The following is a 12,293-nucleotide window of genomic DNA, read 5'->3' as shown; positions in this document are numbered from 1 at the left end:
TTCAGGGAGGTTATAAGAAAATATTTAGATGGGCTTAGAAGAGTTTAGAAGTAGTCTTCATCGTTAATGTCCGCACCGACACCAGGGTCATGCTTAGCCGCAAGCCCGAAGGACGACTGGCGCGAGTTCTGTTCTGCAGCAAGAGCTCGCTCAGCTCGCCGCAGCACCTCTGAAGGATCATCATTCAACGCGTTACATGCCATGTCTAAGTGAGAAACAGATAGAGACGATTCGTTCTTGAAAATCATCTTTGAGACTCTACTTTGACTTATGCCCAATGCCTCAGCAAGCTGCTGCTGCGTCATACCCCGTCGCCCCATAAAGGCACGAAGTTCTTCATTTACTAGCTCACTGAAATGCGTTGCTGGCTCCGAGTTCACTGACCCTGGGTACGCTTCTAGGAAGTAACCTTTATTGACCCCTGGTCACCATTTGGTGGCTGAGGGGGTCTTTTTTGTTGTGGTGTTCTTATGGTGCATTTCGGGAGGGTAATCCAAGGTTCTCGCGGGCTCTTCAGGGCAAGACCACGAAAGGTTGCCCTGCAAACCGTCAAGTCCGGCCGCCCGCATCACTGGACAAAAGGGGTCGCAGGGACAAAATAGATGTTGACGCCGTCAACATTACTAATCAAATTCATTGGCCTAGGTTCGTGTAAATCGTGCTATATCGCGGAAAATATCCGTAAAAAGTGCGGGCTAGAGTTTTCAAGTCCCACCTTGGGCACAGCTACCCCGGTCAGGTTAAACCTGATCGGGGTTTCTTTTTGTAGCTGGCTTTTTTGCTGCACAACATCTCTAATACGCACCGAAAATATAAAGCTCGCCCCGCTCTATTACGAGCGAGGCGAGCTTTAGCTACCTAGTCTCAATCGACAAAGGCTTAGTCGTGGATGGGGCCAACCGACTCACGGTCTTCGGGCAGCACCGCCCCGGCGTCGTCCAGGTCGCCAACACGGTGAACCTTCACAGTGTTGGTGGAACCGGCCACCCCGGGAGGTGAACCGGCAGCCATAACAATCAAATCGTTAGCCTCAGCCAGGTTGTTAGCCAGCATGTAGCGGTCAACCACGGCGGTCATCTCATCGGTGTCATTAGCAGCAGGAGCCAGCACAGCCTCAACGCCCCAGAGCAGCGACAGGAAGGCACGGACCTCAGGCTTAGGAGTCATCGCCAGCACGGGCTTCACAGGACGCAGACGCGCCAGACGGCGGGCGGTGTCACCGGACTGGGTGAAAGCAGCAATGTACTTGACGTCCAGCTGGTCAGCAATATTGACCGCCGCACGGGTAATAGCGCCACCGCGAGTCTTGGGTGATGTACCCAGCTCAGGAACACGGAAGAGACCGCGCTCCTCGGTGGAGCTAATAATGCGAGCCATGGTCTGGATGGTGATGATGGGGTATTTGCCCACAGAAGTCTCACCAGAGAGCATGACAGCGTCCGCGCCATCAAGAATAGCGTTAGCGCAGTCAGATGCCTCTGCACGGGTGGGAATGGGGTTCTGAATCATGGTTTCCAGTACCTGAGTCGCCACGATAACCGGCTTTGCCCAGCGGCGTGCAAGTTCAATCGCGCGCTTCTGAACGAGGGGGACCTCTTCGAGGGGGAACTCAACACCCAAATCACCACGAGCCACCATGATGCCATCGAACTTGTCAACGATATCCTGCAGATTTTCAACAGCCTGAGGCTTCTCGACCTTAGCGATAACCGCAATACGGCGGCCTTCTTCTTCCATGATTTCGTGAACGCGGGTGACGTCATCGCCGCTACGCACGAAGGAAAGAGCGATGATATCGACACCCATGTTCAGGGCAAAACGCAGGTCGCGCTCGTCCTTTTCGGTCAGCGCAGGAATCGATACGGCAACGCCAGGCAGGTTGATACCCTTGTTATTGGAGATTGGGCCACCCACGACAACGCGTGTAGTGACGGTCGTAGCGTCAACTTCAATAGCTTCTAGACGAATCTTGCCATCATCAATCAGCAGGGTATCGCCGGGCTTGACGTCGCCAGGCAGACCCTTGAAAGTGGTTCCACAGATTTCCTTGGTGCCTTCAACATCTTCAGTGGTGATCTTGAAAGTGTCACCGGGTTCCAGGACTTCAGCGCCGTTTTTGAAGGTTTCTAGGCGAATTTTAGGGCCCTGCAAATCAGCAAGGATTGCAACATTCTTACCCAGCTTCTCAGCTTGCTCTCGAATTGTTGCGTATGAGTTAGTGTGAACCTCGTGGTCACCGTGGCTCATGTTTAGTCGGGCAACATTCATGCCAGCTTCGATAGCAGCTGCAATTTTCTCGGGGGCAGAAATTGCGGGGCCAATGGTACAAACAATCTTTGCGCGTCTCATCAATCAACCTTATGTTTTGTAGGGGTTGGGCTACCTGCGCAGGCAACCATCGGTGAGGTACTCATCGAGGTAGCCAACAGGCTCCCATATAGTCAGCATAAAACCAACACGTCCACAGTCCATTGTACGTGGTTTCATGGGGTTTTGGGGGACGTTTTACCCCAAAATTACCAACAATGACACCTCAAACCCCACAAAAACACACATAAACGGTCACCAAGCAAAATTTTTTGGCTTGCCACACTCGTTTATATTTGAGAGCGTCAAACAAGGCGCGTATTCTAAGAGATGCACCACAGCGCACCGCTTTAACCCACTTGCAAAGGTTGCTATGAACGCCCCCACGGTTATTATTCTCTTCGGTTCCACCTACGGCCACACGGAACGCTACGCCACGTGGATTGCCGAAGACTTGCGAGCACTCCCCCAAGCACCCACTGTCAAGCTATCTCCAGTCGCAGAAGCAACCGACGAACTCATTAAAAGCGCAGACATTTTGATTGTGGGTGCCAGCTACCTGGGTGGCTTCTTGACCGGCGCACCCACCCTCCGTAAGCGTCGTGAAGCCATGCTTACCGTTGATCGCCGCCTCTTTTATACCGTTTCTTTCAATGGCACCGAGGTCTACCCCCGCTCCTATCTGGATGACCGCGTAATGAAGAGCTACAAGGCCGAAGTTGCCGGGGACAGGCCAGCTTTCCACTTCCGCGGTGGCTTGAAAATGAGCGAAATGTCCAAGCTCCACAAGACAGCACTTACCGGTGTGAAGACTGCCTATAAGCTCAAGCCCAGACAGAACGAGTACGACAAGCAGCTTATTGAAGCATTTGAAAACGGTGGAGCTGACCACACCAATCGCCAGTGGATTGACCCGCTGGTAGATCAGGTAAAAATCTACCTCGAAGAGCTAGCGTAGAGCTCTCATCCCACGAGAAGGGAAACAACCATGAGTCGTATCGTGCTCATTTACGGAAGCCAGTACGGTAGTACCGAGCGTTACTCCCGCTGGATAGCAGAAGAGCTGCGCCAAGCTGGGGTGCTGACGGAGGTAATAGCAGCTTCTGTTGTCACCCCCTCTCACCTAGCCGAAGCAGATATGGTAGTTGCTGGGCTGAGCGACTACGGTGGGCTTCTCACCGGATCTTCCGAGGTCAAAAAACTTGTCAATCAGCTACTGGCTCAGCCCCTAGCTCTGTTCACCGTTTCGTTTGCTGGGCTGGACGGCGCGACCCAGGAAAAACTGGACGGAATCCTACGCAAAAATGTGGGCGAGGCCCTGGTCAATCATGCTAGCGGCACTTTCCACTTCAGGGGCGCACTCGACCATACCCGCTTGTCCCTTAAGCACAAGACGGTCATGATTGGTATTCGCTCTGCCATCGCGGCAATCCCCAAGAAGTCTGAAGCTAACCAACAGATGCTGGATAGCTTCTCGCAGAAAAGCGTGGATTATAGTTCGCCTGAGGCCTGCATACCGCTAGTACAGATGGTCCTCAAAAATCTCGGCTAGATTTCACGGTCTGCATAATAAAAGGTGCCCTGCCCCGTCTCGGAGCAGGGCACCTTCGTGCTGGGTGAGGCTCTTTACGTTAGAGTGCTAGATCGATGGCTCGGTCGCTGGGGAAGACTGGCTCCGGCAGCACGGTTGAACCGGTCAGATGCCGCTCTACCGCGGCAGCGCAGGCACGCCCCTCAGCGATGGCCCACACCACCAGCGACTGGCCACGCCCGGCGTCCCCACAGGAGAAGATACCGGGGACGTTGGTCATGTAGTCCTCAGCGCGTGCCACGTTGGTGCGAGCATCCAGCTCTGCGCCTACCTGCTCACTGATATCGCTGTTCTCCTGACCGGTGAACCCCAGAGCAAGGAAAACCAGATCCGCAGGAATGATGCGCTCGGTGCCACCTTTGGGGCCACGGCGACCATCCTCCCGGATTTCTGTTTCAGCGACCTTAAGCCCGGTCAGTGTGCCGTTTTCCCCCACAAATTCCACGGTGGAGGCAAGGTAGCTGCGCTCACCGCCTTCTTCGTGGGAGGATGACACTTCAAAGACCTTGGGGAACATGGGCCAGGGTTCGTGATCCGCGCGGTCAGCCGAGGGCTGGGCCCCAATAGCCAGTGTGGTAATAGACGCCGCGCCCTGACGCACTGCGGTACCGATGCAGTCGCTACCGGTATCGCCACCACCCAAAACAATAACGTTCTTTCCCGCTGCGTTGATGGTGGGCTCAGCGAGGTCACCAGCAACCACGCGGTTTGACTCGGTCAGATAAGGCATGGCGAAGTGCACGCCCTTTAGGTCAGCACCGGGAATATCCAGCGCACGCGGCTGCGTGGCACCGGTGGCCACGATAACGGCATCATAACGCTTCTTGAGGTCATCCCAGGTGATGTCCGTACCGATTTCGATACCGGTTCTAAAGCGAGTGCCTTCTGCTTCCATGACCGCGATACGGCGGTCCACGATATCTTTTTCCAGTTTGAAATCAGGAATGCCGTAGCGCAGCAGTCCGCCTACCCTATCGTCCCGCTCAAAAACAGCAGTGGTAAAACCTGCCTGGGTGAGTTGTTGGGCGGCAGCTAGACCTGCCGGTCCAGAACCCACTACAGCCACCGTTTTACCCAGCATACGGTCAGGCATAATCGGCTCAATGAAGCCACCTTCAAAAGCTTGCTCAGCGATGGAGTACTCAATCTGCTTAATAGTCACCGCAGGCTGGTTGATTCCCAGCACGCAGGAGGTTTCGCAGGGCGCTGGGCAGACGCGTCCGGTGAACTCGGGGAAGTTGTTGGTAGCGTGCAGGCGTTCAACCGCCTGAGCCGTTTGGCCTCGCCAGGTCAGATCATTCCACTCAGGGATCAGATTGCCCAGGGGGCAGCCCTGGTGACAGAAGGGCACACCGCAGTCCATGCAACGCGATGCCTGCGTTTTAAGGACCGCAGAATTCTGCGCTACCTGCACCTCTTTGAAGTCAAGAATACGCACCGGCACGGGGCGCTTGGGGCGGTCTTGACGGGTGGTTACTTTTAGAAAACCGCGAGGATCAGCCACGAGCGGTCACCTCCAAAATCTTGTTCCAAACCTGCATTGAGGCGGTGTCTTCACCGGCGGCTTCTGCCTCGGCACGAATCAACTGCACGGCAGCAAAATCTCTGGGAAGAACCTTGGTAATGCGGTCAAAGGTAGTGTCTAGGTCAGTTAGTAGTTCAGCAGCCCGAGCCGATCCGGTGTAATCACGGTGCCGCTCTAGGAGGTTCTGCACCTCTAGACGGTCGGCTTCATCAAGCGGCAGGAAGGTCAGCTCGCCGGTTTCGCGGGCCTGCTTATTGACCTTCTTTTCCTCCAGGTCCAGCACATAAGCGATACCTCCGCTCATGCCGGCTCCAAAATTTCTACCGGTCGAACCAATAATCAGGGCAAGACCACCGGTCATATATTCACAGCCATGATCCCCAATTCCCTCAGCGACAGCGGTTGCCCCAGAATTGCGTACCATAAAGCGCTCCCCCACGGCCCCGCCCAGGAACATCTCACCGCTGGTCGCACCGTAGCCGCAAACATTACCGGCAATGACGTTCTGTGCAGAGCTCAGGGGTGCGGCGGCGTCCGGACGCACCGTGATGCTACCTCCCGAAAGCCCCTTGCCGACGTAGTCGTTGGAGTCGCCGGTGAGGGTGATGGAGATACCCGCAGGTAGGAAGGCACCCAAGGATTGCCCGGCATGACCGGTCAGGTTCAGCTCGATAGTCCCTGGCTCTAGCAGGTCAATACCAAAAGTTTTGGTGACCTGGTGCCCCAGCATGGTTCCCACAGAGCGGTCAGTGTTGACGACCTGGGCCTCAATGCTGACGTGCTGACGGTTGGTGAAGGTTTCTTCAGCCTCCTGAATAAAGCGGTTATCGATGTGTGCATCCAGCTCGTGATCCTGGGTGCTGGTGTTGCGAATTTCATCGGCACCATACTTGCTGGCCGTTGAGACCAGAATCTTGGAGAGATCCAAACCCTCAGCTTTCCAGTGTTGCACTGCCTGAGAGACATCCAGGGCCTCTGCATGGCCGATAGCCTCATCCAGGGTGCGGAAGCCCAGCTCTGCCAGATACTCACGCACCTCTTCAGCAATAAACTCAAAGAAGTTAACAACGTGCTGGGCTTGGCCGGTGAAGCGGGCCCTCAGGTCGGGGTTCTGGGTGGCGACACCTACCGGGCAGGTGTCTAGGTGACACTTGCGCATCATAATGCAACCCTCAACGATGAGCGGAGCGGTCGCGAAGCCGAACTCTTCAGCACCGAGTAAGGCAGCAATGATGACGTCTCTGCCGGTCTTGAGCTGACCGTCTGCCTGGACAACTACGCGGTTACGTAGGCCGTTGAGCAACAGGGTCTGCTGGGCTTCAGCCAGGCCAAGTTCCCAGGGCGCACCCGCGTGCTTGAGGGAGTTGAGGGGCGCAGCGCCGGTACCGCCGTCGTGGCCAGAGATGAGTACGACATCGGCCTTAGCTTTGGTGACACCGGCAGCTACAGTGCCAACACCGACTTCAGAAACCAGCTTGACGTGCACACGAGCGCTGGGGTTAGCGCGCTTGCAGTCATATATCAGCTGGGCCAGATCCTCGATGGAGTAAATATCGTGATGCGGCGGAGGTGAAATCAGAGTGACGCCGGGGGTGGAATGGCGGGTCGCAGCTACCCAGGGGTAAACCTTGGCAGCCATAAGTTGGCCGCCCTCACCGGGCTTAGCGCCCTGCGCCATCTTAATCTGAATATCCTCAGCATTGGTCAGGTAGAGAGACGTCACACCAAAGCGGCCCGATGCTACCTGCTTGATAGCTGACCGACGGGCGGGGTCCAGCAGACGGTCAACGTCTTCACCGCCCTCACCAGTGTTGGACTTAGCACCCAGCTGATTCATAGCAATCGCCAGTGTCTCGTGGGCTTCCCGAGAAATAGAGCCATAGGACATAGCACCGGTTGAGAAACGCCTGACGATGGAGGAAACCGGCTCCACCTCCTCCAAACGCACCGGGGTGCGGTTTGCCTTGAAGCTGAAGAGACCGCGCAGGGTCATAAGGTCCCTAGCCTGATCATCGACGAGCTTGGTGTAGCTCTTGAAGATGTCATAGCGGCGGGTCTTGGTGGAGTGCTGCAGGCGGAAGATGGTCTGCGGGTTGAAGAGGTGGGGTGGGCCCTCTCGGCGCCAGTCATATTCGCCGCCTGTTTCCAGGGCGCGGTAAGGTACCGCCACGCCGTCATCGGGGTAGGCAGCGTGGTGACGCTTGCGAATTTCAGCTTCAATAACGCCCAGCCCTACCCCGTCCATCTGCGAGTGGGTGCCGGTGAAGAACTGATCCACTAGGCTCTGGGACAGGCCCAGGGCCTCAAAGGTCTGGGCACCGCAGTAAGAAGATACCGTCGAGATACCCATCTTAGACATAATCTTCTGTAGACCCTTACCCAGTGCCTTGATGAGGTTATAGACAGCCTCAGCTTCGGTGACACCGGTGATTTCACCCTGAGCCACCAGCTCTTCAACGGATTCCATGGCCAGGTAGGGGTTGACCGCCGAGGCTCCGTAGCCTATGAGGGTGGCAATATGGTGGACCTCGCGCACATCGCCTGCCTCCACAATCAGGGCAACCTTGGTGCGGGTAGCACTGCGCAACAGGTGATGGTGAACCGCGCTGGTCAGCAACAGAGACGGGATAGGAGCCCAGGCACCGTTAGAGTTACGGTCAGAAAGAATAAGGAACTGGACGCCGCGCTCAACCGCGGCAGAAACCTGCTCACAGATCTCAGCTAGACGTTCACGGAGGGCGGTCTCCCCACCGTGAGAGGGGTAGAGCCCAGAGACCTTAATAGCCGCCGGCGCGCCGTCCTCATCATCAATATGAAGAATCTTATCTAGCTCATCATTATTGATGACCGGGAAGTCCAGCTCAACGTGGTTGACCCGTACCCGCCCATGACGCAAGAGGTTGCCGTCAGCACCGATAGAAGTCTTGAGACTGGTGACCAGCTCTTCACGGATGGAGTCCAGGGGCGGGTTGGTCACCTGGGCGAAGGACTGCACAAAGTAGTCAAAGAGCAGACGGTGACGCTTAGAGAGCACAGCGATGGGAGTATCGGTACCCATGGCGTAGATGGGTTCAGCACCGGTTGCTGCCATAGGAGCCAGAATCTTGCGCAGTTCCTCTTCGGTGTAGCCGAAGGTCTGCTGACGCTTGAGAATCGATTTACGGGCAGCACGCACGTGCTCACGGTCGGGCAAATCAGCCAGATTGACGATGTTCTCTTCCGCCCAGGTAGCCCAGGGCTGCTCGGCTGCAACGGCTGCCTTGACTTCTTCATCGGGCACAAGGCGGCCGGCTTCGGTGTCCACGTAGAACATCTTGCCCGGTGAGACCCTGCCCTTTTCAATAATCTTGGATTCAGGGATATCAACCACGCCTACCTCGGAGGCCAGGACGACCAGACCATCATCGGTGACCCAGTAGCGCCCAGGCCGCAGCCCGTTGCGGTCCAACACCGAACCCACAGCGTCACCGTCCGTAAAGGCGATGGCTGCTGGGCCGTCCCAAGGCTCCATCAGAGAAGAGTGGTAGCGGTAGAAGGCGCGACGGTCAGCGTCCATGGTCTCGTGGTTTTCCCACGCCTCGGGCACCATCATCATCAGCACCTGGGCCGCTGAACGGCCTGAGAGCATCAGCAGTTCGGCTACCTCGTCATAGGATTGGGAGTCAGAGGCACCGACCGAACAAATGGGAAAGAGCTCTTCAGGGTTGCGGCCCAGCACCGGCGATTTGAGCTGGGACTGGCGGGCGCGCATCCAGTTGCGGTTGCCCTTCACCGTATTGATTTCGCCGTTATGGGCAATGGTGCGGAAAGGCTGGGCCAGCGGCCAGGAGGGGAAGGTGTTGGTCGAAAAGCGTGAGTGAACGATTGCCAGCTTGGTGGCAAAGCGAGGATCGGAGAGATCAGGGTAGAAGGGTTCTAACTGTGCGGTGGTCAGCATACCCTTGTAAACGATGGTCCGAGAGGAAAGGGACGGGAAGTAAACTCCGAGCTTGTGCTGGGCCCGCTTGCGCACGCGAAAAGCTTTTTGATCCAGCTGACGACGCTCTGCCTGGGGGTCAAGATCAATCACGGGGATGTGCCCGGTAAAGGGGGCGTTAACCGACTCGTTAGAATCACCCGATGCCTCAGCAATGAACATCTGAACAAAGTGCGGCATAACTTCGCGGGCTGATTTCCCCACAATATCGGGGTTAACGGGCACGTGGCGCCAGCCCAAGACGCGCAGTCCCTCATCCTGAGCGATACCTGCCAGTGCCTTTTGCTTGTCTTCAGCGTCTACCCCGCCGGTGGGCAGGTAGGCTGTACCGACCGCGTACTTGCCGAGAGGCGGCAGTTCAAAGTCGACCACCTCACGCAAGAAAGCATCAGGGATTTGCAGGAGAATACCCGCGCCGTCGCCGGTGCCTTCGTCAGCGCCTACAGCACCGCGGTGCTCAAGACGGCGCAGCGCAGTGAGGGCGTGATCCACGATGTCATGGCCGGGTTCACCGCGTAGGGTGGCAACCATGGCCAGACCGCAGGCGTCCTTCTCAGCGTCAGGCTGGTAGAGCCCCTGCGCTTCAGGCAGGTTGGCAAAAGTGGTAAAGGGCGAGGGCGCGTGGTTCTTGGTGTGGGGGTCCACAGTGAAATCTTCAGCAGCTGCCAAGTCGTTGGCTGGTGTTCTGCGCATGGGTGACCCTTCCTAATAGCGTGTGCCGGGTGTCTGAATAACAATATGATGCGGTGCTATTACAGAAATGTAAACGTATTCATCACTCTTGATCATCATTCATTGGAAGTTAGCCTATCCCAGTGGGGTGCAAACTGATAAGAGCCCAGTCTTTTCAAGGAAGAAAGGAAGATTTTCGCACCTCTTCTTTAATTAGAGAACACTTTTCTTCCATAATTATTCATATTTTTCCTTTACAAAAAATCTGCAACTGGAAACATAAAAGCAACATAATTTCTCATATTTCGAACACAGTGTCTCACATCAGCTAGAAAAGAGGGATGGTGGCATCAGCCACCACCCCTCTTTTACATCAACCCGATTACTTGGTTTCTCCGGTGAAATCTAGCACCATGCGTCCGTTGATCAGTCCTGCGTGCATTTCATCAAAGATAGCCCGGACGTCCTCCACCGGGCGGAGCTGAACCACGGGCTTAATCAAACCCTGAGCACCGAAAGCAAAAGCTTCTTCCAGGTCCTGGCTGGTACCCACCAGGGATCCCTGTATCCGAATACCATCCAGTACCAGGCGGGGAATGCTAAGATCCATTGACTCGGTGGGCAGACCAACCGCAACCACGGTGCCACCGGCTCGAACTGAATCTACAGCCTGGTTGAAGGCCACCTTAGATACCGCGGTCACCACAGCAGTGTGAGCCCCTACCCCGCCGGTAACATTCTTAATCTCTTCTTCAACGCTTTCAACGTTCTTGCCGTTAATCACCACATCAGCACCGCTGTCCTTAGCGAGCAGCAGCTTGTCTTCGTTGATATCTACGGCAATTACCTGGGCGCCAAAGACGTTCTTAGCGTACTGAACTGCTAGGTTACCCAGACCGCCAGCTCCGAAAGCTACCAGCCATTGACCGGGGCGGACGCCCGACTCCTTGATGGCCTTATAAGTGGTGACACCGGCGCAGGTAATGGAAGTGGCCTCGACCGGGTCCAGAGCATCGGGTACCTTGACGGTGTAATCAGCGTACAGCAGGGTGTATTCGCTCATAGCACCATCTGCCGTGTAGCCAGCGTTGATGACCGAGCGGCAAAGAGTGGCGCGGCCGTCCACACAGTATTCGCAGTGACCGCAGCCCTTGAAGAACCAGGGGACGCTCACACGGTCGCCCACCTGTAGGTGCTCCACACCGGGGCCTACCTCGGTAATAACACCGACGCCTTCGTGGCCGAGAATTCTGCCAGGCTTTTCACCGAAATCACTGGCAGCTACGTGCAGGTCGGTGTGGCACACACCGGAGTATTCAATCTTGACAAGAACCTGACCGTGGCCCACCTCGGGCACGGGGGCATCCTTAATATCGACGGTTCCGTCAAGACGGTCAGAAACAACAATTGCTTTCATGGTGGACATGAGGGGGGCTCCTTTGCCTGGGATTGGAGTTACTACAAGGCAACTCACTAGTTAATCTACTGAGTGGCGCAGGATATGCCAAGGCCCTCAGCAATTTCAAGCAGAGAAACATGAGGTGTTAAGTCACCTAAAACCTCAATGGTTGACAGGGCCTATCTAGCGTGATCCACCAAACTGTCAGGAGGGCAGTTAAAAAGCTATCCAGCCAGAACTTTGATGGACCTGCCCATAGGATATTAGGTATATCACAAGAGAAAAGTGCTCAGCAAAACCTAAAATTGTGGCACCGGCTAGCTGAGGGCGTGAGTTTAGATGACCTGCAGTATGTAAAAGATACCGCCTACTACCGAGACCTTATAGAGCTACTCCCCCTCATCAATAAGGGTGCAGCAGGTTTTGCCACTGAAGTCGATGAACAGGTAGCATCCCAGCTGAGCGGTAACGAGTATGTTCATACAGATCTAAGAGCTGACAACATTCTCATCACTCCGGAGGGGCAGGCAGTGCTGGTGGATTGGCCCTGGGCAAATATCGGCAATGCAGACCTTGATCTGGGACTTATTGCGGTAGATGCTCTCATCCAGGACGGTCAACTCACCGAACAGCAGGTTCTAGAGCTCATGCCAACGCACCGGCGTCCTAGATCAGAATTCTTACACGGCTGCACTGTGGCTCTAGCGGGGTACTATCTCTACACCTCGATGCAGAAACCCAGTACATCAACCAACACCAATCTGATTGAGATGAGGGCCCACCGGGCGTTAGCTCTGCTCCATCGGCTCTTCGGCTAGCGCTC

General features: G+C 55.7%; 8 protein-coding genes. 3 read left to right on the top strand and 5 right to left on the bottom strand.

The window, feature by feature from the left end:
• Nucleotides 1-44 precede the first annotated feature (44 nt).
• Both VVR27_RS07310 and pyk read right to left on the bottom strand, forming a co-directional pair.
• Nucleotides 45-380, bottom strand: a complete 336-nt coding sequence (locus tag VVR27_RS07310; protein WP_368547757.1) for a helix-turn-helix domain-containing protein — start codon at nucleotides 378-380, stop codon at nucleotides 45-47.
• 499 nt (nucleotides 381-879) lie between these two features.
• Nucleotides 880-2,349: a pyruvate kinase gene (gene pyk, locus VVR27_RS07305; RefSeq protein WP_368547756.1), complete on the bottom strand. Its 1,470-nt coding sequence runs from the start codon at nucleotides 2,347-2,349 to the stop codon at nucleotides 880-882.
• 331 nt (nucleotides 2,350-2,680) lie between these two features.
• Here pyk and VVR27_RS07300 point away from each other — a divergent pair, with 331 nt between their 5' ends.
• Together VVR27_RS07300 and VVR27_RS07295 are read left to right on the top strand one after the other, a co-directional pair.
• Complete coding sequence (locus VVR27_RS07300; RefSeq protein WP_237202641.1) at nucleotides 2,681-3,265, top strand: flavodoxin domain-containing protein; 585 nt, start codon at nucleotides 2,681-2,683, stop codon at nucleotides 3,263-3,265.
• A 30-nt stretch (nucleotides 3,266-3,295) separates the two neighbouring features.
• A complete protein-coding gene (locus VVR27_RS07295; protein ID WP_368547755.1) occupies nucleotides 3,296-3,859 on the top strand; it encodes a flavodoxin domain-containing protein in 564 nt (187 codons plus the stop codon).
• A gap of 79 nt (nucleotides 3,860-3,938) precedes the next feature.
• Here VVR27_RS07295 and VVR27_RS07290 read toward each other — a convergent pair whose 3' ends face one another.
• The 3 genes from VVR27_RS07290 to adhP all read right to left on the bottom strand — a co-directional run bounded on the left by VVR27_RS07290 (nucleotide 3,939) and on the right by adhP (nucleotide 11,497).
• The gene (locus tag VVR27_RS07290; protein ID WP_368547754.1) at nucleotides 3,939-5,402 is read right to left on the bottom strand and encodes a glutamate synthase subunit beta; all 1,464 of its coding nucleotides are present in this window, start codon (nucleotides 5,400-5,402) and stop codon (nucleotides 3,939-3,941) included.
• Entirely contained in the window at nucleotides 5,395-10,092 is a 4,698-nt protein-coding gene (gltB, locus tag VVR27_RS07285) for a glutamate synthase large subunit (protein WP_368547753.1), read from the bottom strand. Before gltB ends, VVR27_RS07290 begins: the two co-directional genes overlap by 8 nt.
• Before the next feature lie 361 nt (nucleotides 10,093-10,453).
• Nucleotides 10,454-11,497 (bottom strand): alcohol dehydrogenase AdhP, encoded by a 1,044-nt coding sequence (gene adhP, locus VVR27_RS07280; protein ID WP_368547752.1) that lies wholly within the window; start codon nucleotides 11,495-11,497, stop codon nucleotides 10,454-10,456.
• A gap of 302 nt (nucleotides 11,498-11,799) precedes the next feature.
• On the opposite strand from adhP, the gene VVR27_RS07275 reads away from it, so the two are divergent.
• Nucleotides 11,800-12,288, top strand: coding sequence for a hypothetical protein (locus VVR27_RS07275; protein ID WP_368547751.1), 489 nt, complete (start codon nucleotides 11,800-11,802; stop codon nucleotides 12,286-12,288).
• Nucleotides 12,289-12,293: the final 5 nt, after the last annotated feature.

The organism is Rothia sp. LK2492, from assembly GCF_040946345.1.
Taxonomy (GTDB): Bacteria; Actinomycetota; Actinomycetes; order Actinomycetales; family Micrococcaceae; genus Rothia; species Rothia endophytica.
Note: the sequence above shows the minus strand (reverse complement) of the source record. Positions and strands in the feature narration are given on the sequence as shown.

What these genes read in the sequence shown, in the direction of transcription:
- VVR27_RS07300 (WP_237202641.1), top strand. Translation starts at nt 2,681, where the DNA reads ATGAACGCCCCCACGGTTATTATTCTCTTCGGTTCCACCTACGGCCAC.
- gltB (WP_368547753.1), bottom strand. Translation starts at nt 10,092, where the DNA reads ATGCGCAGAACACCAGCCAACGACTTGGCAGCTGCTGAAGATTTCACT.
- adhP (WP_368547752.1), bottom strand. Translation starts at nt 11,497, where the DNA reads ATGTCCACCATGAAAGCAATTGTTGTTTCTGACCGTCTTGACGGAACC.
- VVR27_RS07295 (WP_368547755.1), top strand. Translation starts at nt 3,296, where the DNA reads ATGAGTCGTATCGTGCTCATTTACGGAAGCCAGTACGGTAGTACCGAG.
- pyk (WP_368547756.1), bottom strand. Translation starts at nt 2,349, where the DNA reads ATGAGACGCGCAAAGATTGTTTGTACCATTGGCCCCGCAATTTCTGCC.